This is a genomic window from Pseudomonas sp. SbOxS1, from assembly GCF_013416725.1.
Classification (GTDB): domain Bacteria; phylum Pseudomonadota; class Gammaproteobacteria; order Pseudomonadales; family Pseudomonadaceae; genus Aquipseudomonas.
The window spans coordinates 21,538-44,581 of sequence record NZ_JAAVXC010000040.1; the positions used below are offsets into that span (position 1 = coordinate 21,538).

General features: G+C 58.3%; 26 protein-coding genes. 17 read left to right on the plus strand and 9 right to left on the minus strand.

All coding sequences use genetic code 11. The features are described from left to right. Positions 1-70: 70 nt before the first annotated feature. On the minus strand, positions 71-1,372 hold the full coding sequence (locus HFK74_RS28540; protein WP_180206436.1) for an OprD family porin: 1,302 nt from the start codon (positions 1,370-1,372) through the stop codon (positions 71-73). A gap of 353 nt (positions 1,373-1,725) precedes the next feature. On the opposite strand from HFK74_RS28540, the gene HFK74_RS28545 reads away from it, so the two are divergent. After that, a complete protein-coding gene (locus HFK74_RS28545; protein ID WP_180206437.1) occupies positions 1,726-1,998 on the plus strand; it encodes a DUF2790 domain-containing protein in 273 nt (90 codons plus the stop codon). Between the two features lie 109 nt (positions 1,999-2,107). Here the strand turns inward: HFK74_RS28545 and HFK74_RS28550 are convergent, their stop codons facing one another. After that, the gene (locus tag HFK74_RS28550; RefSeq protein WP_180206438.1) at positions 2,108-2,380 is read right to left on the minus strand and encodes a DUF1652 domain-containing protein; all 273 of its coding nucleotides are present in this window, start codon (positions 2,378-2,380) and stop codon (positions 2,108-2,110) included. Positions 2,381-2,662: 282 nt separating this feature from the next. On the opposite strand from HFK74_RS28550, the gene eco reads away from it, so the two are divergent. Both eco and HFK74_RS28560 read left to right on the plus strand, forming a co-directional pair. Then, the gene (eco, locus tag HFK74_RS28555; RefSeq protein ID WP_180206439.1) at positions 2,663-3,145 is read left to right on the plus strand and encodes a serine protease inhibitor ecotin; all 483 of its coding nucleotides are present in this window, start codon (positions 2,663-2,665) and stop codon (positions 3,143-3,145) included. Positions 3,146-3,180: 35 nt separating this feature from the next. Further along, entirely contained in the window at positions 3,181-3,516 is a 336-nt protein-coding gene (locus HFK74_RS28560; RefSeq protein WP_180206440.1) for a DUF2834 domain-containing protein, read from the plus strand. Between the two features lie 52 nt (positions 3,517-3,568). Here the strand turns inward: HFK74_RS28560 and HFK74_RS28565 are convergent, their stop codons facing one another. After that, positions 3,569-4,720, minus strand: a complete 1,152-nt coding sequence (locus HFK74_RS28565; protein ID WP_180206441.1) for a PQQ-dependent sugar dehydrogenase — start codon at positions 4,718-4,720, stop codon at positions 3,569-3,571. 51 nt (positions 4,721-4,771) lie between these two features. Further along, on the minus strand, positions 4,772-5,116 hold the full coding sequence (locus HFK74_RS28570) for a hypothetical protein (protein ID WP_180206442.1): 345 nt from the start codon (positions 5,114-5,116) through the stop codon (positions 4,772-4,774). Positions 5,117-5,301: 185 nt separating this feature from the next. On the opposite strand from HFK74_RS28570, the gene HFK74_RS28575 reads away from it, so the two are divergent. Next, positions 5,302-6,162 carry a Ku protein gene (locus tag HFK74_RS28575; protein ID WP_180206443.1) on the plus strand — a complete coding sequence of 287 codons (861 nt, stop codon included), beginning with the start codon at positions 5,302-5,304 and terminating at the stop codon, positions 6,160-6,162. A gap of 118 nt (positions 6,163-6,280) precedes the next feature. Here HFK74_RS28575 and lpxO read toward each other — a convergent pair whose 3' ends face one another. Then, positions 6,281-7,180 carry a lipid A hydroxylase LpxO gene (gene lpxO, locus HFK74_RS28580; protein ID WP_180206444.1) on the minus strand — a complete coding sequence of 300 codons (900 nt, stop codon included), beginning with the start codon at positions 7,178-7,180 and terminating at the stop codon, positions 6,281-6,283. 492 nt (positions 7,181-7,672) lie between these two features. On the opposite strand from lpxO, the gene HFK74_RS28585 reads away from it, so the two are divergent. From HFK74_RS28585 to HFK74_RS28595, 3 genes are all read left to right on the plus strand, one after another. Beyond that, on the plus strand, positions 7,673-9,259 hold the full coding sequence (locus HFK74_RS28585; protein WP_180206445.1) for an ABC-F family ATPase: 1,587 nt from the start codon (positions 7,673-7,675) through the stop codon (positions 9,257-9,259). Between the two features lie 219 nt (positions 9,260-9,478). After that, complete coding sequence (locus HFK74_RS28590; RefSeq protein WP_180206446.1) at positions 9,479-10,675, plus strand: MFS transporter; 1,197 nt, start codon at positions 9,479-9,481, stop codon at positions 10,673-10,675. 160 nt (positions 10,676-10,835) lie between these two features. Continuing rightward, on the plus strand, positions 10,836-11,276 hold the full coding sequence (locus tag HFK74_RS28595) for a tail fiber domain-containing protein (RefSeq protein WP_180206447.1): 441 nt from the start codon (positions 10,836-10,838) through the stop codon (positions 11,274-11,276). A 27-nt stretch (positions 11,277-11,303) separates the two neighbouring features. Here the strand turns inward: HFK74_RS28595 and HFK74_RS28600 are convergent, their stop codons facing one another. Further along, on the minus strand, positions 11,304-12,341 hold the full coding sequence (locus HFK74_RS28600) for a dienelactone hydrolase (protein ID WP_180206448.1): 1,038 nt from the start codon (positions 12,339-12,341) through the stop codon (positions 11,304-11,306). 183 nt (positions 12,342-12,524) lie between these two features. After that, the gene (locus HFK74_RS28605) at positions 12,525-13,136 is read right to left on the minus strand and encodes an FMN-dependent NADH-azoreductase (RefSeq protein ID WP_180206449.1); all 612 of its coding nucleotides are present in this window, start codon (positions 13,134-13,136) and stop codon (positions 12,525-12,527) included. A gap of 131 nt (positions 13,137-13,267) precedes the next feature. Between HFK74_RS28605 and HFK74_RS28610 the strand changes: the two genes are divergently transcribed. Further along, entirely contained in the window at positions 13,268-14,176 is a 909-nt protein-coding gene (locus HFK74_RS28610) for a LysR substrate-binding domain-containing protein (RefSeq protein ID WP_180206450.1), read from the plus strand. Then, entirely contained in the window at positions 14,173-14,532 is a 360-nt protein-coding gene (locus HFK74_RS28615; protein ID WP_180206451.1) for an MmcQ/YjbR family DNA-binding protein, read from the plus strand. Before HFK74_RS28610 ends, HFK74_RS28615 begins: the two co-directional genes overlap by 4 nt. Before the next feature lie 11 nt (positions 14,533-14,543). On the opposite strand, the gene HFK74_RS28620 is transcribed toward HFK74_RS28615, so the two are convergent. Together HFK74_RS28620 and HFK74_RS28625 are read right to left on the minus strand one after the other, a co-directional pair. Continuing rightward, complete coding sequence (locus HFK74_RS28620; RefSeq protein WP_180206452.1) at positions 14,544-14,954, minus strand: DUF1294 domain-containing protein; 411 nt, start codon at positions 14,952-14,954, stop codon at positions 14,544-14,546. Beyond that, entirely contained in the window at positions 14,951-15,781 is an 831-nt protein-coding gene (locus HFK74_RS28625) for an undecaprenyl-diphosphate phosphatase (protein WP_180206453.1), read from the minus strand. Before HFK74_RS28625 ends, HFK74_RS28620 begins: the two co-directional genes overlap by 4 nt. 289 nt (positions 15,782-16,070) lie before the next feature. On the opposite strand from HFK74_RS28625, the gene pnuC reads away from it, so the two are divergent. The 8 genes from pnuC (at position 16,071) to HFK74_RS28665 (ending at position 22,914) form a co-directional block, all read left to right on the plus strand. Then, positions 16,071-16,634, plus strand: coding sequence for a nicotinamide riboside transporter PnuC (gene pnuC / locus HFK74_RS28630; protein WP_180206454.1), 564 nt, complete (start codon positions 16,071-16,073; stop codon positions 16,632-16,634). Continuing rightward, positions 16,631-17,155, plus strand: a complete 525-nt coding sequence (locus HFK74_RS28635; RefSeq protein ID WP_180206460.1) for an AAA family ATPase — start codon at positions 16,631-16,633, stop codon at positions 17,153-17,155. The genes pnuC and HFK74_RS28635 overlap by 4 nt, the downstream gene beginning before the upstream one ends. A 332-nt stretch (positions 17,156-17,487) precedes the next feature. Then, on the plus strand, positions 17,488-17,925 hold the full coding sequence (locus HFK74_RS28640) for a hypothetical protein (RefSeq protein WP_180206461.1): 438 nt from the start codon (positions 17,488-17,490) through the stop codon (positions 17,923-17,925). A 1-nt stretch (position 17,926) separates the two neighbouring features. Continuing rightward, the gene (locus HFK74_RS28645) at positions 17,927-18,499 is read left to right on the plus strand and encodes an adhesin (RefSeq protein ID WP_180206455.1); all 573 of its coding nucleotides are present in this window, start codon (positions 17,927-17,929) and stop codon (positions 18,497-18,499) included. A 51-nt stretch (positions 18,500-18,550) separates the two neighbouring features. Next, positions 18,551-20,065, plus strand: a complete 1,515-nt coding sequence (locus HFK74_RS28650) for a heme utilization protein (protein WP_180206456.1) — start codon at positions 18,551-18,553, stop codon at positions 20,063-20,065. A gap of 60 nt (positions 20,066-20,125) precedes the next feature. Then, the gene (locus HFK74_RS28655; protein ID WP_180206457.1) at positions 20,126-20,806 is read left to right on the plus strand and encodes a C39 family peptidase; all 681 of its coding nucleotides are present in this window, start codon (positions 20,126-20,128) and stop codon (positions 20,804-20,806) included. Between the two features lie 34 nt (positions 20,807-20,840). Further along, on the plus strand, positions 20,841-21,587 hold the full coding sequence (locus HFK74_RS28660; RefSeq protein WP_180206458.1) for a hypothetical protein: 747 nt from the start codon (positions 20,841-20,843) through the stop codon (positions 21,585-21,587). Between the two features lie 46 nt (positions 21,588-21,633). Next, complete coding sequence (locus tag HFK74_RS28665; protein ID WP_180206459.1) at positions 21,634-22,914, plus strand: hypothetical protein; 1,281 nt, start codon at positions 21,634-21,636, stop codon at positions 22,912-22,914. Positions 22,915-23,044: the final 130 nt, after the last annotated feature.

Here is a 23,044-nt window from a genome sequence, read left to right on the forward strand (position 1 = left end):
TCACAAATGTTGTGTACGCCCCCGGGCCAATGTGGGAGCGAGCCTGCTCGCGATGACAATCTTTCAGGCGCTACAGGATCGAAAAGTTGTAGCTGACGATCAACCGCGTCTCATCCACGTCCCGGGCATATTGCTCGTAGTTGGTGCGATAGGTCGCATTGCGCAACCGCAGGCTGACATCCTTGAACGTCCCGCTCTGCACCACATACTTGAGTTCGCTGTCGCGTTCCCATTCCTTGCCTTCCTGATCGCTGCCCGGCACCTTGACGTGATCACCGTTCACATAGCGGGTCAGGAACGTCAGGCCGTTGATGCCAACGGCCTTGAAGTCATAGTCGTAACGCAGCTGCCATGAGCGCTCCTGCGCCGCGGCGAAGTCGTTGACCTGCACGTAGTTGACCAGATATGGGTTGGTCCCATCGAGGTACGGCATCGAGTTGTCGCCGTTCATGCGCTGCCAGCCAGCACTGAACGTATGGCCACCGATGGCATAGGCAAGCATTGCGCTCAGCGCACGGTTGTCGATGGAGCCGGCGCGGGCTGCGCCGCTGTCGGCACTCTTGAGCAAGCGCAGGTCAGCCTTGAGCACGCCGCCACCGAGCGGTTGGTTACCCAGCACGCCGAGGAAGTGCTGACGGTAGATGTCTTCAAGTTCAGCGTAGTGATACTGAGCCGTCAGCCGTTCGTTGATCCTGTAATCGAAGCCGTACATGTCGAAATGATCGGCAGTGATGTTGCAGGCATAGCGCTTGTTCTTGCAGTGCACGCGGATGTCCTGGGAATCGGTGGAATCCCGGGCGGTGTACTTGTCCAGGCGTGCGGCCATGAAGTTCAGGTCTTTCACTTCCCTGGACGTGAGCATTGCGCCATTGAACATGGTCGGCAGCAAGCGGCCGTCGTTGTATTTGAGCAGCGGTACATCCGGCAGCAGGGCGCCGTACTTCAGCACGCTTTGCGAGGCGCGCACCTTGGCGGTCAGGCCGAGCTTGGTGTATTCGTCCGCCGAACCACGCGGGTTACTGCCGCTGGACGGCAACAGGCCACTGTTGCTGCTGTCAGGGCTGGAATCGAGCTTGAATCCCGCCATGCCCAGTGCATCGACACCGAAACCCAGCGTACCCTCGGTGTACCCCGATTGCAGATTGAGAATGAAGCCCTGGGCTGACTCTTCGCGCTTGGACGCGCCCTGTTCGTTGGAGGTGTGCCCGTCACGAAAGTCGCGGTTGAAATACACCGTTCGTGATTCGATTTTGGCTGTGGTGTCATCGATAAAACCGTTCGCTTGAACCGGCCCGGTAAAACCGGCGCACAGCACCACAGCGCCGAAGCCCAATGACTGGCGAGCGCGGATGAACGTAAAAGGGGGACGCATTAAAAAGCTCCAACAATGCAGCGATTGCGCCAGGGCGCAATCAGCCAGAAATAGCCTTCATCCGCTCCTGTAAAGGACCGGGCTGAAGTGAACACGCGGGGTTGAGAGGCAATGATGGCAGAAGGCTTTGTCACACTGCAGACGACTTTAGTCTCAATAGTGACCGCATTAAATGAAAAATGCCGCCGAACGGTAGTGGGAGCACGACAGGTGGCGTTCAGTCGGGTTAACCAATGCTTAATCGCGCAGTCCAACACTCTACTGGACCGCACGCCCTCAGAGTCCTCTGACGCCCAGTGCGGCAGGTTCGACGACACGTCGAGCTAACTTGCATCTGCACTGGAGATTGCCCCATGAACTCGCGCGCCCTGCTCGTTTCAATCGCCCTTGTCTGTGCCTCATCGACCGGCGTTGCACAGGCCAATGACACCACCTCCGCACAAAACGTGCCTTCCTACCACTACGGCATGCCGTTGCACGTGGGCAAAGTGATTGCGCTGAGCGAACCCACCACCCTGGATTGCGAAGTGATTACCGCGACGATGAAGTACATCGACTCACAATCGGGCCAGCCAGCAGAAATCGCCTACCGAAAACTGTCCGACGCTTGCAGTTATCAGAACTGAAGGAAAGCTATGAAATAAACTTTGGAGCGTGTTGCCTGATTGGTTGCTGGCGCAGGGTCTGGCGATTTTTCCAGACCCGGCGCGCATTGGCGGAGCTTGAAGCGAAGGTTTAAAGCGCTTTGCGCATCCCCTGGGTATTTCCGGGTTCCGTGTAGTGATTCCGAAGATCGGAACGCAGAGTGGCTATCAACTCGTTGATTTCCCGGCAGCCATTGAGTTGCTGGGCGTTTATTCCGGTTTTCAACAGATCGATTTGATCGGTTTCACCATCGGCAAACACTTTTACGGTCATCGACAAGTCCGGCGACAACGTGCACTGACAGCGTTTCGGTAGAAAACTGCTTTCAATGATATTGCGAAGTTCCAAGGCAGAAAGAAACATGGCGACCCTCTCCGTTGTGAGACTGCCAATTAACCATCGACACTGACTCATATGAAATCCCGGTCAGCTTAAGAACAGGTACAGCATAAAACATGCCTTGAATTTCGCTGTGCAGCTCATCGGTAATTCAAGGACTTATTGTAAGGTCTCGTAAAAACGGTCATGCAAATTGCCAAAAAGCCTTATGGTGGCCCTGCAATTTGCACTGACCGCTGCCGCCGTCGACAATGGCGAGCAGCCGATCCAATATCCGCTCACCCCACGCATACGCAAGGAGGCATCATGGGTTCATCGACCCTCAGCACTACCCTCGGGCTGATCGCCGTCACACTGTCGAGCATCGTCCACGGGGCAACACTCGAAAAAGTTGCGCCCTTCCCGAAACCGGAAAGTGGTTTCACCCGCCAGGTCATCCACCTCGCCCCGCAAACCCGTGAAGACGACTTCCAGGTCCAGATCCTTGCTGGCAAGACCTTGGCCGTCGACTGCAATCGCCAGCGCCTGGGCGGCATTCTCGAAGAGAAGAACCTCGAAGGCTGGGGGTATCCGTTCTACCGTCTGGAAAAAGTCATTGGCCCGATGAGCACACTGATGGCCTGCCCGGATGGCAAGCGCCACCAGGATTTCGTGCCGGTGGTCGGTGATGGTTTCATGTTGCGCTACAACAGCAAATTGCCGATCGTGCTGTACGTGCCCAAGGACGTCGAGGTGCGCTACCGGGTCTGGTCGGCCTCAAGCACGGTCGAGAAGGCTGTCGAGGAATAACTGCCATTGTGTGCATCGTCCCAAGGAGGGAAACCATGAAGCCTGTCGCCCTGCCCCTTGTTGCCCTGATCGCCTTCGCGGGCTACACCGTTTCGGTGATGCTCCAGGCCCAACAGTCGCTGATCGAATTCGGCATCAGCCTGATGTCTCACCCGGATACCGCGCAGGTGGTGATCGACCTCTACCTGCTGGCAACACTGGCGGGGGTATGGATGTACCAGGATGCGCGCAAGCGCGGGCAGTCGGTGTGGTCGGTGGTGCCGTACCTGTTGGTGACGGCGGTTTTTGTATCGATCGGGCCGTTGTTGTATCTGGTGGTGCGGGGAATTCAGGACCAAAAGAGAACGGCCGCTGCGGCTCGGCAGATCTGACACGGCCGTTTCGACCCGATCGTTTCCAAAGGTGGGAACGATCGGATGAGCGTTACTTCAGCCCTATCTTGTACAACGCGCCATCCTCTTCATCGGTCAGCACATACAAATAACCATCCGGCCCCTGCCGTACATCGCGGATGCGCTTGTCAAGTTCGCCCAGCAAGCGTTCTTCGTGAATCACCTTGTCGCCGTCGAACTGCAGGCGGATCAGCTCCCGGGTCACCAGGGCGCCAATGAACGCGTTGTGCTGCCAGGCTTTGAAGCGGTCGTCGTCGTAAAATGCCAAACCGCTCAGGCCCGGGGATTTTTCCCAGACATGATGCGGCCCGAGGGTACCTTCGGCGGTTTTGCCCTTGGCTTCCGGGATCGGCTGACCCGAGTAATTGACGCCATGGGTGGCCAGCGGCCAACCGTAATTCTTGCCGCGCTCGATGATGTTGACCTCATCGCCGCCCAAGGGGCCGTGCTCGTTTTCCCAGAGCGTACCGGTCCAGGGGTTGAGCGCCGCGCCTTGCGGGTTGCGAACGCCGTAGGCCCATATCTCCGGGCGCACGCCGGCCTGGGAGGCAAAGGGGTTGTCGTCGGGCACCTTGCCGTCCGGATAGAGCCTGACGACCTTGCCCTGCAACTTGTCGAGGTCCTGGGCGGTGGGCCGGTCGTTGTTTTCCCCCAGGGTCACGAACAGATAGCCGTCCCGGTCGAACACCAGCCGCGAGCCAAAATGGTTGCCCACCGAGAGCTTGGGCTCCTGGCGGAAAATCACCCGAAAATCCTTCAGCGTCGTCAGGTCTTCGGACAGCCGTCCACGGCCGACCGCGGTGCCTGCCTTGCCACCTTGGCCGCCGCCTTCGGCATAAGACAGGTAAATCATCCGGTCCTGCTTGAAGTCGGGGGATAACGCCACATCCAGCAAACCGCCCTGCCCCTTGGCCCAGACCTTGGGCACGCCGTTGAGCGGCGCCGACAACTTGCCCTCGGCCGTCACCACACGCAAGTTGCCCGGTCGTTCGGTGACCAGCATTCCCTGGCGGTCCGGCAGGAAGGCCAACGCCCAGGGGTGCTCAAGTCCTGTAACAATCGACGTGACTTCAAGGGTGCCCTGCTCGCTTTGCATGTCTTGGGTGGTCGCTGCCAGAACAGTCGCGCTGATGGCTAACAAGGCGCTGGTGCAGAAAGTGGTCAGCAGGGTTTTACGCAACATGCACGATTCCTTTTGTCATGGGTTTGGGCAACAGGTCGCTAGCCCTGTCGTTCAAGGGCTACGGGGCGGTGGATTGGGTATGAACTTCGGGGGGGCGGCGGGTGCCGCGGGACTTTGGGGATAGCGATTGCCAATGCCGCCATTATCGAGGGTTGGCGGCCGCGGTACAGGCACCGTATTCGGCCCACGGATGGCCGGGGCACTGGGCTGGGTGCCTTGCATGCTGTTCGGGTTGGCCCGACGGATCGGGCTGTTGTAGGGATTGTTGTTGGTGCCGCCCGGCAGGTTTTGCGCCACCTGTAACGGTGTGCCGGCCGTAACGACGTCGGCCTGGGCCAGGTGACCGAGTACGCCGCTCAATGCCAGCACGATCAGGCCAGGTACGTATCGGTTCATGGGCGAGCCTCGCGATGGATGCGTGGATGGTGTCTTCGATAACACGCTACGCCTGGGGTTCGCATTTGTTAACCCAAACTTCCCGGCAAGATGTAACACGATGCACCGCCAGACCCGCCTGCAGGCCGCTGAAACTTTTGCCCAAGGCCCAAGGTCACCTGAACATCACTTTCGGAAAGACGACCATGGCACGGGCAATCTGGAAAGGCGCGATCAGTTTCGGGTTGGTGCATATCCCGGTGGCGCTGGTGTCGGCGACGTCCTCCCAAGGGGTGGATTTCGACTGGCTGGACAGTCGCAGCATGGACCCGGTGGGCTACAAACGTGTCAATAAAGTCACCGGCAAGGAAGTCACGAAAGAGCACATTGTCAAAGGCGTGCAATACGAAAAGGGCCGCTACGTGGTGCTCAGCGAAGAGGAGATCCGCTCGGCGCATCCGCTGTCGACCCAGACCATCGATATCTTTGCCTTTGTCGACAGCGAGCAGATCCCGCTGCAGAACATCGACACGCCTTACTACCTGGCACCGGATAAACGCGGCGGCAAGGTCTATGCGCTCTTGCGCGAAACCCTGACCAAAACCCATAAAGTCGCACTGGCCCGCGTGGTGCTGCATACCCGCCAATACCTGGCGGCCTTGATGCCGCTGGAATCGGCCATAGTCCTGGTGAAGCTGCGCTGGCCGGCGGAAGTGCGCAGCCTGGACGAACTGGCATTAGGACCCGACGTGACCAAGGCCGAGTTGGCCAAGGGTGAACTGGACATGGCCAAGCGCCTGGTAGAGGACATGAGTGTCGAGTGGTCGCCGGACGATTACCGCGACGAATTCGAAGACAAGATCATGGCCCTGGTGGACAGGAAGGCCCATGAAGGCAAGATCGAGGATGTTGAAACGGCCACTGGCGAAGAGGAACGCAAGACCGCGGATGTCATTGACTTGACCGAGTTGCTCAAGCGCAGCCTGGGTGGCAAGGGGGGGAGCAAGGCTGCTGCCAAGGCCAAGTCAGCGAGCAAGCCGGCTGCGAGGAAAAAAGTCAGCAAATGATGTACTGGACCTTCCGGCCTCATCGCGGGCGAGCCCGCTCCCACAGTGATAGGTGGCGTTAACAAAACCTGTGGAAGCGGGCTCGCCCGCGATGACGTCAGTTTGACAATCGAATGAATCAGACCAGGACGAAGATCGCCAGTAACCCGCCAAAGACCGCCCACTTCTGCAGGTAATAGAGCTTTCGATTGCGCTTTTTCAACGCTTTGCCATGCAGGCGGACCTTGTAGATCTTGCCGAACAGGCGGTTGATGCCGCCGGTCTTGTCACCCGCCTCATTCGGCGCACCGGCAGCCGACATCACATGGCGGCTGAACCAGCGGTTGAATGCTGCAGCCCAACGATATTTCATCGGGCGCTCGACATCGCAGAACAGAATGATGCGGTTCTGGCCAGTGGTGTTTTCTGCGTAATGAATAAACGTCTCGTCGAACATCACCGCTTCACCGTCGCGCCAGTGATAGTTCTCGCCATCGACGTTGATGTAGCAACCGGCATCATTGGGCGTTTCCAGGCCCAGGTGATAACGGTAGGAACCGGCATAGGGGTCGCGATGGCGAACCAGTTTCGAACCCGGCGGCAATTCGGCGAACATCGCCGCCTTGATCGAGCCGATGCCCTGCACCAGTTCAGTGGTGCGCGGGCACAGTTTCATGGCCGACGGGTGGTTGTCGCCGTACCACTTGAGGTAAAAGCGCTTCCAGCCGGTCTTGAAGAAGGAGTTGAAGCCGACGTCATCGTAATCATTGGAGCGCTTGATCTCCCCCGCCTTGAGCAAGTTCTGGCCTTCGGCACGAATTTCCTGCCAATGAGTCTGCAGCGGCGTCAGGTCGGGAAAGTCCGCCGGGTTGAGAAATGGCTTGTTGGCGATCTTCGAGAACAGATAAAGGAAACAATTGATTGGCGCCAGGAACGTCGAGTGATCGCTCAGCTGGCGGCCCAGTTTGTGGCGTACGCGACCACGCAGGTGGACATACGCGATGGATACAACGTAGACAGCAGCAATGATGAGTTTCACGGAAATCGTCACACGTCAGAGGTGAACAAACTGCGCCCCTGGCAACGAAAATCGCCTGTGGAGCTTGCGCAGCGTCTGAAAACCAGAAAACTGTCCAGAAGGACCGTCCTTGAGCTGATGCCAACGTTTGGCATCAAGACAAAGATGGCATTTTAGCCACCGCCTGTAACCAATTGTTAGCTTTGAGATGTGAAAATCTGTCCGTTGATACCGCCAATACGTCGGTGCGGCCTTATTGCCCTATCGTTTAAAGAGCCAGACCAGTACAATCGCCGCCAAACTTTACGCGCCCCCCTTGGTTGATGACGGGAAATCCCGGCCTCAGCGCACTTCGACTCGGGCCAAGCGCTCCCAATGCTGCTGTCCACTTATTGCCAAATGGATCTTGCGCTGCTGACCGGGATGTACTGCCCATGGTCGAACAGCGTGAACGGGTACTGAATCGGTACTGCCGCAACCCTAGCTACTCTGAATGCTTCGCAGGAAAAACCTTTGATTTCTACAGCTAACATCACGATGCAGTTCGGCGCCAAGCCGTTGTTCGAAAACGTTTCGGTCAAATTCGGCGCGGGCAACCGCTACGGCCTGATCGGCGCCAACGGTTGCGGCAAGTCGACCTTCATGAAAATCCTCGGTAGCGACCTTGATCCATCCGGCGGCCAGGTCATGCTGGAACCGAACGTGCGCCTGGGTAAACTGCGCCAGGACCAGTTCGCCTACGAAGAATTCACCGTGATCGACACCGTGATCATGGGTCACGAAGAGCTGTGGAAGGTCAAGGCCGAGCGCGACCGCATCTACTCGTTGCCGGAAATGACCGAAGAAGACGGCATGGCCGTGGCCGAGCTGGAAACCGAATTCGCAGAAATGGACGGCTACACTGCCGAATCCCGTGCCGGTGAACTGTTGCTGGGCCTGGGTATCGGCATTGAGCAGCATTTCGGCCCGATGAGCGAAGTTTCCCCGGGCTGGAAGCTGCGAGTATTGCTGGCTCAGGCGCTGTTCTCCGATCCTGAAGTGCTGCTGCTCGACGAACCAACCAACCACCTGGACATCAATACCATCCGCTGGTTGGAAAACGTTCTGACCCAGCGCTCCAGCTTGATGATCATCATCTCTCACGACCGTCACTTCCTGAACAGCGTGTGCACGCACATGGCTGACCTGGACTACGGCGAGCTGCGCCTGTTCCCGGGTAACTACGACGAATACATGACCGTGGCGACCCAGTCCCGCGAGCAACTGCTGTCGGACAACGCCAAGAAGAAAGCGCAGATCTCCGAGCTGCAATCGTTCGTCAGCCGCTTCTCGGCCAACGCCTCGAAAGCCAAGCAGGCGACCTCCCGCGCCAAGGCGATCGACAAGATCCAGCTGGCCGAGGTCAAGCCTTCGAGTCGTGTGAGCCCGTTCATCCGTTTCGAACAGACCAAGAAGCTGCACCGTCAAGCGGTCATCGTCGAACGCATGGCCAAAGGCTTCGACGGCAAGCCGCTGTTCAAGGATTTCAGCTTCGTTGTTGAAGCCGGCGAGCGCGTGGCGATCATTGGCCCGAACGGTATCGGTAAAACCACCCTGCTGCGCACCCTGGTCAACGAACTGACCCCGGATGCCGGCACCGTCAAGTGGACCGACGCCGCAGAGCTGGGCTACTACGCCCAGGACCACGCCCATGACTTCGAAGACGACGTCACCCTGTTCGACTGGATGGGCCAGTGGACTCAGGGCGAACAGATGATTCGTGGCACCCTGGGCCGCATGCTGTTCTCCAACGACGAGATCCTCAAGTCTGTCAAGGTCATCTCCGGTGGTGAGCAAGGTCGCATGCTGTTCGGCAAGCTGATCCTGCAAAAACCGAACGTGCTGGTGATGGACGAACCGACCAACCACCTGGACATGGAATCCATCGAAGCGCTGAACCTGGCGCTGGAAAACTACCCGGGCACGCTGATCTTCGTCAGCCACGACCGTGAGTTTGTATCGTCCCTGGCTACCCGCATCATCGAGTTGAGCCCTAACGGCGTGACCGATTTCAGCGGTACCTATGACGATTACCTGCGTAGCCAGGGTGTTGTTTTCTAAGAGCAACTCTTAGTTGTCGATCGTTCCCACGCTCTGCGTGGGAATGCCTCAACGGACGCTCCGCGTTCGGCTTTTGATTTGGGACGCGGAGCGTCCCGGGCTGCATTCCTTTGCGGCGCGTGGGAACGATCACTACGGGAAATTAGTTAGCCTGCTTTCTTTTATTCCACAGCCACGCCATCATGCAGTTCTCCCACCGCCGCCCGCGAACGAGCCCTCATGTCTGCGCAAGAACAGCCACCGCAAAGCTCCATGGCGATCACCTTGCAGATCGTTTCCATCGTTTTCTACACCTTCATCGCCTTCCTCTGCATCGGCCTGCCGATTGCGGTGTTGCCGGGGTATGTCCATGAACAGCTGGGGTTCAGCGCCGTCGTCGCCGGGCTGACCATAGGCTCGCAATACCTGGCCACCCTGCTCAGCCGGCCCATGGCCGGGCGCATGTCGGACAATGTCGGTACCAAGCGTGCAATCATCTACGGCCTGGTGGGGATTGTCCTGAGCGGCGGGCTGACCTTGCTGTCGGTGTTGTTGCAAAGCTTGCCCCTTCTCAGCCTGCTGATCCTGATCGCCGGCCGCCTGCTGCTAGGGATCGCCCAGGGACTGATCGGTGTTGGCACTATCAGTTGGTGCATGGGCCAGGTGGGCGCCGAACACACCGCACGTTCGATCTCCTGGAACGGCATCGCCTCCTACGGCGCCATTGCCATAGGCGCGCCGGCGGGCGTGGTGATGGTCGATCAGCTGGGGTTTGCCAGCCTGGGCATTGCGTTGTCGCTGATGGCCCTGGCGGCGCTGCTGCTGATTCGCAACAAACCGTCGGTGCCAGTCATTCGTGGCGAGCGCCTGCCGTTCTGGGCGGTGTTCGGGCGCATTGCCCCCTTTGGCGCAAGCCTGAGCCTGGCCTCGATCGGCTACGGCACCCTCACCACCTTTATTACCCTGTATTACATCAATCGAGGCTGGAGCGGCGCGGCGTATTGCCTGACGGTATTCGGGGTGTGCTTTATCCTGGCCCGGTTGTTGTTCATTTCCAGCATCAGCCGTTTTGGCGGCTTTGCTTCGGCCATCGCCTGTATGAGCATCGAGACGGCAGGCCTGGCGCTGCTGTGGCTGGCGCCTTCGACCGGCTATGCCTTGATCGGTGCCGGCCTGACCGGTTTCGGTCTGTCGCTGGTGTATCCCGCGCTGGGTGTCGAAGCGATCAAGCAGGTACCCAACTCCAGTCGCGGCGCGGGTTTGAGTGCTTATGCGGTGTTTTTCGACCTGGCCCTGGCGATTGCCGGTCCGTTGATGGGGGCGGTGGCGTTGAACCTCGGGTATGCGTGGATTTTCTTTTGCGCTGCGTTGTTGTCCGTCACCGGACTTTGCCTCACTTTGTTGCTGTCACGTCGGGCTGCAAGCCCGACTAGTTGAAGTCAACACACAATAAAAACCATAAAAGCATTTCAAGATACAACGACAAGTAATATCACGCATCAATTAACGCAGAGTGCCATCGTTGTTTTAATTATCAACTTTGACAAAATCATGGGCGACACACCTACATTAAACTCTTGCTCGGAAATAATTGACGATGCGAAACGCTCTAACACTCCTTACTCCATTGATGGTGTTCTTACTTACCCCCATTGCACACGCCGAAAGCTCGGCTCAACAGCAAATCTGCCATAACGGTGTCTGCTATGATATTGGCGGCCCTCCGGGCTCTGGCGGTATAGGCGGCGATTGCTGCCCATTCAGCGATGAACGCCTGAAGCAAAATGTCCAGCGCCTGGAAAATCCGACGGAGAATTTGCTTAAACTCCGTGGCGTAACATTTAACTGGAAACAAAACGACCAGGCTGACGTTGGTCTGATCGCGCAAGATGTGCAAAAGGTTTATCCACAATTGGTACGCACTGAAGGTGATCACCTGCAAGTGGACTATCAAAAACTTGTCGCACCATTAATCGAATCGGTACGCGAACTGAATGCCAGAGTTCAAACTCTCGAAACCGCGCTGGCTAATAAATAACAGGTTATATAAACCTCCAGTCGTCATTCATTGATCGGCGGTCTGCATCCCCGCCCGCGTGGCCTTGCCCAACGTGCGAGAGAAAAAGCGCCCGGCTTCGAAGATCAGGTTGCGGTGAATGTCCACGCGATCGACACCCTCGGCATCGGTGCACAGGGCCGGCATGATGACAATCTGTTCGTCATTGCATGGCGCCATGAATACGAAATGCCCGGCCCCGGCGAGCAGCTTGAAGTCGGGTGCGACGGGCAACTTGCGCGCCAGGGCGGCGGCGTTCTTGTCGGGAGCCACCAGCTTGTCGCCATCGCCGCTGTAAAGCAGTACCGGGACATGCACATCGGCCAGGGTATGCCGGCCGAATTTGAGGCTCAGCGGCGCCATCAGCAGCAATGCATGGACGCGCGGGTCGGCCACCGGTTGCAAATCGTCGCGGTCAACGATCAGTTCACCCTGGGTATTGCAGGCATCACGGTCGTCCGGACGTTCCTGGCAGTAACGGCGCAGACGATCCAGGTCCGGGGTCGCACCGGACAGTATCAACGCCGTTTCGCCGCCCGCCGAGTAACCGATGACCCCGACCTGCTCGGCATTGACGTAGGGTGCGAGCATGGGATCGCCCAGGGTCGCGGTGATGGCTTCGGAAATCTGGATCGGCCGTCCGTACAGGTTACTCAAGGTGCCGAGGCGGCTGTGATCCTTGGAGTTGTCGCCCGGATGAATAACCGCCACCACCACAAACCCCTTGCGGGCCAACGACGTGGCCAGGTCATGCAGGGCCAGCGGCGTGCCGGTGTTGCCATGGGATAGCATCAGCATCGGAAAACGGCCCATCGCGACTTTGGTGTCTTCGCCGGCTTCGACGGTGTAACCCTCAAGCCTGCTGGTGTGTTCCCGGGCGCTCGAAGGATAGAAGGCAATGGCACGCATCGGTTGCAGATCGAGCGGATCGAGAAAACTCATCTCATGAAAACCGACGCTCCAGTGAGGATGCGGCGCTGGTGCGGCGTGCACTGAATTCAGGCTGGCGAGCAGACAGATCAGTAAACCTGCACAAAGACGCACCATGGGATGCCCCACCTTGTTACCGGAACAGAGACGTTAAGCCTCGACTGCATAACTCGGGCCACAATTTACACCAGCAAGCTGCAACAGCCAGAAACAAAAAACTCCGCATCTGCCACTTGCGTGAACAGAATACAGAGTTTTTTTGAGGATTGCCTGTAGCGGCAGCGGGTCTTTACCCAAGCCTTACGCAGCGGCGAACAACTGCTCGCTGATTTGCGCCTGGGCATCGCTCATGGCTTTGCCGCGCACTTCGTCACCGTAGGCCAGGCCGTGGGCACGGACGAACTCGATGTCGGTGATGCCGATGAAACCAAACAGCACCTTCAAATAGTCTTCGTGGGCAACACCAGTTGCCTGGCCGACGTGCAGGCCACCGGAAGTCGAAACGATCACGACTTTCTTGCCACCGCACAGGCCTTCAGGGCCGGCTTCGGTGTAGCGGAAGGTCTGACCGGCAACGGCGATGCGGTCGATCCAGGCTTTCAATTGGGTCGGGATGGTGAAGTTGTACATCGGCGCTGCAATGACCACGGCATCGGCGGCGAGGAACTCGGCCAGGGTCGAGGCGCTCAGTTGGGCTTCGTGCTGTTGGGCGGCGTCGCGCAGTTCGGCAGTGGTACCCGCTGCAACCAGGGTGGTCGAGGAGAAATGGCTGATAGCGTCGGCAGCCAGGTCGCGGTAGGTCACCACGGCGGACGGCTCGGCGGCTTGCCAGGCTTTGACGACTTCGCTGCTCAGCTGACGGGAGGCCGAGTTGTCACCAAGAATGCTCGAATCGATATGCAGCAGTTTCATGTGGGATCTCCAGGTGAGGATCGCCGCCAGGGCGATCTGATGGAGACAATCCTACAGACGAAACCAATAGCTGATTAGACTGCAACAATGCGATAGTTTGTCTCACTGATAGAACGATTGAGAAAACACCCATGCAAGACCTTAATGACCTCTATTACTTCGCCAAAGTCGTCGAGGCCGGCGGCTTCGCGGCCGCGGGGCGTTTGCTGGGGATTCCCAAGTCGCGCCTGTCGCGGCGCATTGCCGAACTTGAAGAGCGCCTGGGTGCACGCTTGCTGCAACGCACCACAAGGCAGCTGAAACTCACTGCCGTGGGCGAACGGTATCTGCGCCACTGCCAGGCGATGCTGCTGGAAGCGGAAATGGCTGACGAAGCCGTGGCCAGCATGTCCAGCGAACCTCGCGGACGCTTGCGGGTCTCTTCCCCGGTCGGCCTGGCGCACGAAATGCTACCGGGGGTGATCAGCAACTTTCTGGAGAAATACCCTCAAGTTCAGCTGGAGGTGATGCTGGTCAATCGTCGCGTCGACCTGGTGACCGAAGGCGTGGACGTTGCGTTGCGCGTACGCGAGCCGGGTGATGAAGACCCGCTGCTGGTGACCCGTCGCCTGCGCCAGGCGCAGATGCTGATGGTCGCCAGCCCCGCCTTTCTCCAGGGGCTCGAGATCAATCACCCCGACGACCTGAAAAACCTGCCGGTGCTGGGCGCCCTAGAGCCCGATCGCCTGGTGCACATTGGCCTGGTCGATCGTCAGGGCAAGAAACACGACCTGGCCCTTGAAGCGCGATTGGGCATCGACGACTTCATCGTGCGCAAGACCTGCACCCTCGCCGGCCAGGGCTTTACCACGCTGCCAATGATGTATTGCGAGCAGGAGCTGGCAAACGGCTCACTGGTACAGTTACTGCCCGACTGGTCGTTGCCCGGGGGCTGGCTGCAGGCGGTCTACCCTCATCGGCGCGGTGTAATGCCGGCCGTGCGTGCCTGGCTCGACCATCTGATCGAAACATTCAATGCCTGTGGGGATCGCTTGATATGAAGGCAGGACGCATGAACGAGGCCGACGTCGCGGCTTTTTGCCTGGCATTGCCGGGAGCCCGGGAAGACTACAAATGGGGTGGCGTACGGGTGTTTTCGATTGCCGGTAACAAGATGTTCGCCTTGCAGAACCTGCGCGGCGAGTCCCTGGCTTTCAAGGTCGACAAGGACCTGTTTCTCGGCCACTGCGACCGTCCGGGCATTCACCCGGCGCCGTATCTGGCGCGGGCACAATGGATCATCATGGCCACGCCCTACCCGCTCGGCGCCGAGGAACTGCAAGGCTTGCTGCGGCGCTCCCATCAACTGGTGGTGAGCAAGTTACCCAAGCGCACCCAAGTCGGCCTGCTGCTCTAATAGTTGCAGGATCAGGACAATGCGCGCAACTGCGCCCCCAGGAACAACCGGTCGATCCAGAACACCTGGTGCAGCAGCACGATGATCCAGAACACCAGTTGAAAGGACACCTTGCGCGTCTTGTGCCGGAACACTTGCTGCGCGAGCAAGGCGCCCGGCCAGCCGCCGGCGAACTCCAGCGCATGCAGGACATTTTCCGGCGTGCGCCAGTGATCAAAGCGCGCCTTGCGCTTGTCGCTCCAGTACAGCAGGAACGCCAGCACACTGACAATGCCGTAGGCCGCCAGGGGAATCAGCGAACCCCCTTGCAGCCACAACGACATCGAACCGAACAGCGGCAGCGCGCACAACATGGCGAACATCAACAGTTTCAGGCGCACATTGCGGATGCTTGCCCCGTTGCGCGTGCTGACATCGTTCATGGCTTGGCCGCGGTCCAGTCAACCCAACCAAACTGCCAAGTAGCCAGGATGAGTAAACCGAATGCAATTCGGTACCAGGCAAACGCCGCATAACTGTGGCTGGCGATGAACTTGAGCAAGCCCCTGACTGCAATCATTGCGAAAATGAACGCAGTGACGAAGCCAACCGCAAACACCGGGAAATCCGCAGGCACGAACAGTTCGCGGTACTTGTAGCCCGAGTACACCGCTGCGCCCACCATGGTCGGCATGGCCAGGAAGAAGGAAAACTCGGTAGCGGTCTTGCGCGACAGGCCGAACAACAAGCCGCCGATGATCGTCGAGCCGGAGCGCGAGGTGCCCGGAATCATCGCCAGGCACTGGGCCAAGCCGACTTTCAGGGCGTCTTTCCTGGTCATGTCATCGACGCTTTCGGCATGTACTTCGTGCTGGCGCTTTTCCGCCCACAACATGACGACCCCGCCCACCACCAGTGCCGTGGCCACCGTGATCGGGTTGAACAGGTAGTGGTGAATCAGGTCGGCGAAAATCACCCCCAATACCACCGCCGGAAAAAAAGCTATCAGCAGGTTGGCGGTAAAGCGCCGGGCACTGGGCTGCGTCGGCAAGCCGACGACCACGTCGAAAATCTTGCGACGAAACTCCCAGACCACTGCCAGGATGGCGCCGAGCTGGATAATGATGTTGAACGCCATGGCGCGCTCGCCACCAAAATTGAGCAAGTCGGCGACAATAATCTGGTGCCCGGTACTGGAAATGGGCAAGAACTCCGTCAGCCCTTCTACAACGCCAAGTATCAAAGCCTGAAAGGCCGTCCAAAGATCCATCAATCCCCCAAAAGGCTATGCGTCGAAACATGCCCCGTTAATTTATTCAAAGCCGTTTACTGTAAATCAGCGTCGTTGAGTCCCGCGCGCGCAAGCCTACGCAAAAAAACTCGAGAGTTTTGTGAAATATCAGTTTGATTTCGGTTTTTTTGCGTGCGGGGACGAAATCCTAGCAGACAAGAACGGGTTTCGCTGCCGCGTTGTCGACACCCGTGAAGCAGCTGCAACAAGCCTCTTCGCCGTAATCCGGTTACAATCGCCCCCTCTTCGATTTTCCCAAGGAACCTGCATGTCCGGGCTTGAACTGTTTGCCGCTACCCTCGGCGTCATCGCCGTCTGGTTGACAGTCAAACAGAACCCCTGGTGCTGGCCGATCGGCCTGGTCATGGTACTGATCTACAGCTGGATCTTTTTCGAGGTAAAGCTGTATTCGGACATGTTGCTGCAAGTGATCTACGCCGCGCTGCAGATCTATGGCTGGTGGCAGTGGACCCGCGGTGGCCAGGCACATTACGGGCGCGAGGTCAGCCGGCTCGGTGGGCAAGCGGTGGCGTTCGGCCTGGCCTTGGGCGCGCTAGGCAGTCTGTTGCTGGGCGCCGCCATGGCGCACTGGACCGATGCCGCGCAACCCTGGCTCGATGCCGCCCTCACGGCCTTCAGCCTGGTGGCGCAATGGTGGATGGCGCAAAAGCGCCTGCAGTGCTGGCCGCTGTGGATCGTGCTGGATTGTGTCTTCGTCGGCCTGTTTCTTTATAAAGGGATGTATGTAACGGCTGCCCTGTATGGCCTGTTTACCCTGCTGGCCATTCAAGGCTGGCGCACATGGCGCAGCGATCCGCTGCCGTGCCCATGAAGGTGCTGGTGCTGGCAGGACCGGAATCGAGTGGCAAAAGCTGGCTTGCGAACGAGATTCACGCCAACTTCGGCGGCATATTGGTCGGCGAGTACGTTCGGTATTTCATCGAAAATGAAGCCCGGCTAACCTGCTACGAAGACATCACGCCAATAGCACTTGGCCAGTTGAGTTGGGAAGATCAGGCACGGGCGCAACAACCGTCACTGTTGATTCTCGATACGCACCTGTTAAGTAACATGTTATGGAGTCGCACCTTGTTTGGCGATTGCCCGACGTGGATCGAACAGGCATTGCAGGAACGCCATTACGACCTGCACCTGCTGTTAAGCCCTGAGACAGTGGCCTGGCATGACGACGGACAACGTTGCCAACCGCAACTGGCAGAACGCCAGGCGTTTTTTCAGGCCAGCCACCAGTGGCTTGACCTGCATCGCCAGCCTTGCCAGGTACTGCAAGGTGACTGGCAACAACGCAAGGACGCGGCATTCGACGCTGTCGCGCGCTTGCTCACGGCTTGACAGGGCGGCCACGCCCTGCCGAAAACGTCCATTCCTGAAACACCCTACCCTGCGCAAACCCGCGAGCCAGAGCGGTTTGGGCATTTTCGCCAGAAAATGTTAAGCCACTGATACAAATTGCCTTTAACGCCCTTAGCGAGCAATGCCGCCAGCATGGACGGCGCTTTTGCCTGGCTTTGTCTCAACGGCGTTACAAAGTGTTTTTCATCACCTCAACAGTTAAAGCCAAGCCACTGTTATTAAAAGCAAAACCAAAAACGGCACACCTTCTGCTCTCTTCCCCTGCAACGCTGATAAGGGCCAGCGTTCCACTTACAGAAGGAATTGCCGTCGTGGGGAAATTTGATAACCGTCTCTTTAGTCTCCTGCTGGTCGGATGCACACTGAGCTTAACGGTCTGCCTGCCTGTACAAGCTGACAACGGCATCATCGTCATCAAGCGTGATGTCCAGGTGCGCAACGCAACCAGTGCAGCACTCGCTCCCGATCCCAACCCCACGACCGCGAACGCCAACCCGTCCAAGCAGATCCTCGCTCAAACCAACGAGTTGAGCGACGGTGACTTTGCCGGCGTCGCCAGTGGTGCGGGCATCTCCCGCCTGGTAACGCAAAACACCAACAATCTGGGCGGCAACATCAGCACCCAGACCCAGCTGTCCAACCTCCCCGCCGGGCGGTCGGGCAATTCCGGCAGCGGCATTGCCAACATGGTCAATTCCAACGTCCAACAGGGCCTGGGTGCCCTGAGAATCATAACGGGAGACCGTTAAGATGAATCGTACGCTGCTGCTGATTGCCATGTTTTGCAGTGCATCGACCTTCGCCCAGTCCCCCGTCATCAACAATGCCGACATCGACGGTTCGGGCGCGCAGTACCAGGGCAACTTCGCGGTCAACCAGGCGGCCGGCGACCTGCAGCAACAGGCTAATGCCCGGGCTATCGCCGCGGGTCATAACGCCAGCGCGACCACAGAGATTCGCCAACGGTTGCGCACCATTGTCGACCCCAATATGGATGCCCGATCCAGCATTCAAGGCGACTCCTTCAGCCATGGCAATGGCGCGTTGGGTGTCAACCAGAGCGCGGGCGCCAGCAACCAGCAAGCCAATGCGCTGCGGATCAGCACCAGTGCACAGCCGCAAAGTATCGATGACAGCGTCCTCATGCAACAAAACGTGACGCTGCTCTACAACTCCGATCCAACTGACTCCGCACCAGGCTATCGCCAGGTCACTACCAGTGACCAGGCTTTCACCGGTAGCCGTGGGCTCATTCAGTTGAATCAGAGCGCCGGGGTGGGAAACCGCATGGCCAACACCCTCAGCGTACGGGTCGTGGATTGACCCAAACAGGTAATAACAACACTTAACCTAAAATAAGTACGGAGAATCACCATGAAACCTTCGATGGCATTAAAGCCTCTGGTTTTCGCAATTGCTGCGGTCATGGCTGTTGCTGTACAAGCTGGGCAAAACGATCGGCGTGGTAACCATCACAACGGCGGCCACCACACCCCTCCTGCAAAAATGATCCCTATCAGTGCGACTGCCAATGCTCACGACAGACAGAGCAGCACCAACAACCGCATCTGGAATGAAGGGGTAGAAAACTCGGCCGAGATGAGCAGTTCGGCTCAAGGCGCGAGCGGCAACGTCGGCGTCAACGTGGCGGCAGGTAACGGCAACCAGCAAGACAACGCTGCCGCCATCGCCAACGCAAGCTCCGACAACGCCGCGATCGACAACAGCTTCGTGTTCGGGCATTCCACTGCCACCGCTGACGTGAGGCAATACAGCAACCGTAACCGCGTCGACAACTTCGGCGTAACCAACTCTGCCGTGATGAGTGGATCCGCCGACGGCAGCAGCGGTAACGTGGGTGTCAACATTGCTGCAGGCGATCTGAACCAACAGAAAAACACCATGGCAATTGCCAATACCAATGCTCCACTCGGTAACGCAAGAGCCACCGCCTCCGCCAATCAAGACGGTCCTGGCCTGGTTGTGAACAACACCGCTGACCGGACCTATCGCGTAGATACCATTACGGTTACCAAAACCGCTAGCGGTAGTGCCTCTCGCGAGAAGTCCTTCGAAGCCAGTGGCAGTCAAAGCAATTCGTCGAGCTGGGCCGCTGCCGGTTCCAAAAACTCCAGTTCCAGCGGTTCCTTTAGCCTGGATGCAAGCGGTTCCAAAAGCAGTAATGCCAGCGGATCCAACAGCAGCAGCGCAAGCGGTTCCTTCAGCCTGGATGCAAGCGGTTCCAACAGCAGCGCTGCAAGCGGCTCCAATAGCAGCAGTGCAAGCGGTTCATCGAGTGCTTCTTTGAACGCTTCCCTGGACGCTACCCTGGACGCTGCGGCGGCGTCTTCCCACTCCACTACCGTCAACAACGGTTGGGGCGATCGCACCCGCAGCAGAGAGTCCGACGCATCGCTTAGCGCTTCGCTCAACGCAACGCTTGACGTGTCGGTAGACAAATCGTTCGACAAATCGCGCGAATCCTCGTTTGACAGGTCTCGCGAATCCTCGTTCGACAAGTCTCTCGATGTCTCGTACGACAAATCCCGTGAATCCTCGTACGACAAATCGCGCGATTCCTCGTTCGAAAAATCGTTCGACACTTCGTTCGAGAAAGCCAACGCGTCGTCGTACGACAAATCGGGCAGCAAGTCGTCCGAATCCGAGTACGCAAAAGCGAAAAGCTGGAGCGAAAGCAGCTCGTATGATTTGAGTAACACCTACTCTTATCAAGTGCTGACTCCAACCGGCTGGGCCAACCCTGTGACCAACACTGCAACCCTGAGCGGTTCGGTGAACGGCGGCAGCGGCAACCTGGGTGTCAACGTGGCTGCTGGTGTGGGCAACCAACAAAGCAACTCGCTGGCCATCTCCAACCAATCGTTCTAATGCTGTCTGCAGAGGCCCCCTTCCGGGGGCCTTTTTAACCCAACCAGAAGGCGTCCCACCATGCGCATTATCGCCTTGGCAATCTTGCTTTGCGTGTCCAGTGTGATCGAGGCTGCACAGCTGCCGCTGTCCGTCCTGCCGGGCGGTGCGCTGGTGTACAAGCCGATCCAGAGCGTACGCGAGCGCAAATTTGCCGACCTGGTGCAACAGAAAACCGATTTCAGTTGCGGCGCCGCGGCGCTGGCGACCATCCTGCGCCAGGCCTACTGGCTGGACGTAGACGAAGAACAAATCATCGAAGGCATGCTGTCACACTCCGATCAGGATCTGGTCCGCGTCCAGGGCTTCTCCATGCTCGACATGAAGCGCTACGTGGAAAGTATCGGCATGCGTGCCCGTGGCTACCGGGTATCACCGGAATCCTTGAAAGAGATCAAAATTCCGGTGGTGGTACTCCTGGACATCCGCGGCTACAAACACTTTGTGGTCATGCAAAGAGTCCAGAACGACTGGGTCTATATCGGCGATCCGGTACTGGGGCATAAACGCTACAAAGTCGAAGACTTTGTAAAAGGCTGGAACGGCATCATCTTTGCCGTCATCGGCCAGGGCTACGACAAAGCCAATGCGTTGCTCGACCCGCCCCTGCCACTGACCGCCAAGAACCGCGTCAACGCCTTCAGCCCGGTACAGGACGCGGAGTTGATGGATTTCGGATTCATTCAAAGCGACTTCTTCTAATAACAAAAGGAGCAAGACGCTCCGGGAGTATCCAATGAAGACTCCAATCTGGCTGGCCGTGGTTTGCCTGGCCGCCAGCCTGCCGCTCCATGCAGAAATATTGAAGCCCATTGAACTGAGCGACCAGGAACTGGCAAGCCTGCGCGGTCGCTATGTCATGCCGGGGCGGATCATCAGTTTTGGCATTGCCATGACCAGCACCTGGCAAAACGCCAACGGTGAAGTGATCGGGGCAACGTCCAAGATGCAAATTCAGCAATCGACCATCAAGCCGCAGTTCTATGTGTCGATGATCGACGAAAAAGGTAATGGCTCCGCGAGTACCCAAAGCTCGGGCACCGGCACCGTCACGGGCGGCGCCGGCCTGAACAGCACCGAAGGCGTCACGCAAGTCGTACGGGCTGCCGGCGACAACAACAGTGCGTACAACTACGTCGATATCAACGTAAGCAAGGCCAACCAGGCGCCAGCAACCCAACAGCAAGGCCAGCCACTGGCCACCGGCTCGACGTTGGTCGGCTCCAATGGCGCCGGCTCACTGAGCGTGTCCTCGAGCGGTACGGGCGTGCAACTCAACATCGTGGCCAACAACAACCAGGGCAGTACCGTACAACGCCTGGCCCAGGGTGGCTTGATGCAGAACACGACGTTGCTCGGCAGTAGCAACCTGGTCAGAAACCTCACGTCCTTCAATGTCGTGCTGCGTGACAACGTGGCAACAGCCGGCTCGCTGAACGGCAACCTGGACCAGCTCAAAGGTCTTCGCACTCAAGGATTCTGATCTACGCTCAGTCTCATCATCTGTAGTCAGAAGGGACGGCTATCCCATGCATCGAATGTTAACGTTCAGAGCTATCGTTTGTTTGAGTAGCCTGGCCCCGGCCCCATTGCTATACGCAGCACCGGACCCCCAGGTCGAAGCACTAAAACAAGAACTCATGGAGTTGAAACAGCGTTACGAAGCACAACAGAACGCGCTGATGGTCCTCGAACAGCGCGTTCGCCAAGTCGAAGAAGCACCGGCGACACCCGCGCCCAAACGCCTGACCAAATCCCCCGCCGAAGTGCCCAGGAGTGGCCAGACGGTGGCTACCGGCGCGCCCGGGACCACGGGCAGTTCCTACGGGCAGTCGCTCAAGGATGATTCGGAACCGGCGCAAAGCGTTTCCAACCTGTACGACGAAGCCAGCGGGTTCTTCGGCGGCGGCAAGTTCAGCGTCGAAACCGGCCTGACCTATACCCACTACGATACCCGTGCGTTGACACTCAACGGCTTCCTGGCACTGGACTCGATCTTCCTCGGCAACATCAACCTCGATCGTATCAAGGCGGATAACTGGACCCTGGACCTGACCGCCCGCTACAACGTGGCCCAACGCTGGCAGTTCGACATCAACGTGCCCGTTGTCTATCGCGAATCGACGTATTCCTCCGGTGGCGCTGGTGGCGCCGCCAACGGGGTTACAGACGAAACCGTCACCCGCGACCCGGCCATTGGCGACATAAACGTTGGCGTTGCCTACAAGTTTCTCGATGAATCGGCCAACCTGCCCGACGCGGTGGCGACACTGCGCGTCAAGGCGCCAACCGGGGATGACCCTTACGGCATCAAGCTGATCGAGGTCCCGGGCAATGATAACCTCGCAGTACCCGAAGACTTGCCGACCGGCAACGGTGTCTGGTCGATCACCCCGGGTATCTCGCTGGTCAAGACCTTCGACCCGGCCGTGCTGTTCGGCAGCTTGTCCTACACCTACAACATGGAGGACTCCTTCAGCGATATCAGCCCTCAGGTCAACTCCAAGGTGCCCGGGGACGTGAAGCTCGGCGATTCCTGGCAGATCGGCGCCGGTATAGCCTTCGCCTTGAACGAAAAGATGAGTATGTCGTTCTCGTTCACTGACCAGTTCGCCCGCAAGAGCAAGATCAAGCCGGACGGTGGCGATTGGCAATCGATTTCCAACAGCGATTACAACTCGGCCAACTTCAACATCGGCATGACCCTGGCCGCCTCCGACAACCTGACGATCGTGCCCAACCTGGCCATCGGCCTGACCGATGACTCGCCGGACTTTTCCTTCAGCCTGAAATTCCCGTATTACTTCTGACCCACGACAAAACCCCGTTGCGACTTCAATCGCAACGGGGCTTTTTCTTGTCTGTAGGAGCCAGGCTTGCCGGCGAACAACGATGACACGGTGCAACAGATACACCGCAGCGTCTGGTTCGCCTGTAGGA

Bases quoted from the DNA above. Each gene is read 5' to 3' on its own strand.
- HFK74_RS28540 (WP_180206436.1), bottom strand. From the start codon at position 1,372: ATGCGTCCCCCTTTTACGTTCATCCGCGCTCGCCAGTCATTGGGCTTC.
- HFK74_RS28545 (WP_180206437.1), top strand. From the start codon at position 1,726: ATGAACTCGCGCGCCCTGCTCGTTTCAATCGCCCTTGTCTGTGCCTCA.
- HFK74_RS28550 (WP_180206438.1), bottom strand. From the start codon at position 2,380: ATGTTTCTTTCTGCCTTGGAACTTCGCAATATCATTGAAAGCAGTTTT.
- eco (WP_180206439.1), top strand. From the start codon at position 2,663: ATGGGTTCATCGACCCTCAGCACTACCCTCGGGCTGATCGCCGTCACA.
- HFK74_RS28560 (WP_180206440.1), top strand. From the start codon at position 3,181: ATGAAGCCTGTCGCCCTGCCCCTTGTTGCCCTGATCGCCTTCGCGGGC.
- HFK74_RS28565 (WP_180206441.1), bottom strand. From the start codon at position 4,720: ATGTTGCGTAAAACCCTGCTGACCACTTTCTGCACCAGCGCCTTGTTA.
- HFK74_RS28570 (WP_180206442.1), bottom strand. From the start codon at position 5,116: ATGAACCGATACGTACCTGGCCTGATCGTGCTGGCATTGAGCGGCGTA.
- HFK74_RS28575 (WP_180206443.1), top strand. From the start codon at position 5,302: ATGGCACGGGCAATCTGGAAAGGCGCGATCAGTTTCGGGTTGGTGCAT.
- HFK74_RS28590 (WP_180206446.1), top strand. From the start codon at position 9,479: ATGTCTGCGCAAGAACAGCCACCGCAAAGCTCCATGGCGATCACCTTG.
- HFK74_RS28595 (WP_180206447.1), top strand. From the start codon at position 10,836: ATGCGAAACGCTCTAACACTCCTTACTCCATTGATGGTGTTCTTACTT.
- HFK74_RS28600 (WP_180206448.1), bottom strand. From the start codon at position 12,341: ATGGTGCGTCTTTGTGCAGGTTTACTGATCTGTCTGCTCGCCAGCCTG.
- HFK74_RS28605 (WP_180206449.1), bottom strand. From the start codon at position 13,136: ATGAAACTGCTGCATATCGATTCGAGCATTCTTGGTGACAACTCGGCC.
- HFK74_RS28610 (WP_180206450.1), top strand. From the start codon at position 13,268: ATGCAAGACCTTAATGACCTCTATTACTTCGCCAAAGTCGTCGAGGCC.
- HFK74_RS28615 (WP_180206451.1), top strand. From the start codon at position 14,173: ATGAAGGCAGGACGCATGAACGAGGCCGACGTCGCGGCTTTTTGCCTG.
- HFK74_RS28620 (WP_180206452.1), bottom strand. From the start codon at position 14,954: ATGAACGATGTCAGCACGCGCAACGGGGCAAGCATCCGCAATGTGCGC.
- HFK74_RS28625 (WP_180206453.1), bottom strand. From the start codon at position 15,781: ATGGATCTTTGGACGGCCTTTCAGGCTTTGATACTTGGCGTTGTAGAA.
- pnuC (WP_180206454.1), top strand. From the start codon at position 16,071: ATGTCCGGGCTTGAACTGTTTGCCGCTACCCTCGGCGTCATCGCCGTC.
- HFK74_RS28635 (WP_180206460.1), top strand. From the start codon at position 16,631: ATGAAGGTGCTGGTGCTGGCAGGACCGGAATCGAGTGGCAAAAGCTGG.
- HFK74_RS28645 (WP_180206455.1), top strand. From the start codon at position 17,927: ATGAATCGTACGCTGCTGCTGATTGCCATGTTTTGCAGTGCATCGACC.
- HFK74_RS28650 (WP_180206456.1), top strand. From the start codon at position 18,551: ATGAAACCTTCGATGGCATTAAAGCCTCTGGTTTTCGCAATTGCTGCG.
- HFK74_RS28655 (WP_180206457.1), top strand. From the start codon at position 20,126: ATGCGCATTATCGCCTTGGCAATCTTGCTTTGCGTGTCCAGTGTGATC.
- HFK74_RS28660 (WP_180206458.1), top strand. From the start codon at position 20,841: ATGAAGACTCCAATCTGGCTGGCCGTGGTTTGCCTGGCCGCCAGCCTG.
- HFK74_RS28665 (WP_180206459.1), top strand. From the start codon at position 21,634: ATGCATCGAATGTTAACGTTCAGAGCTATCGTTTGTTTGAGTAGCCTG.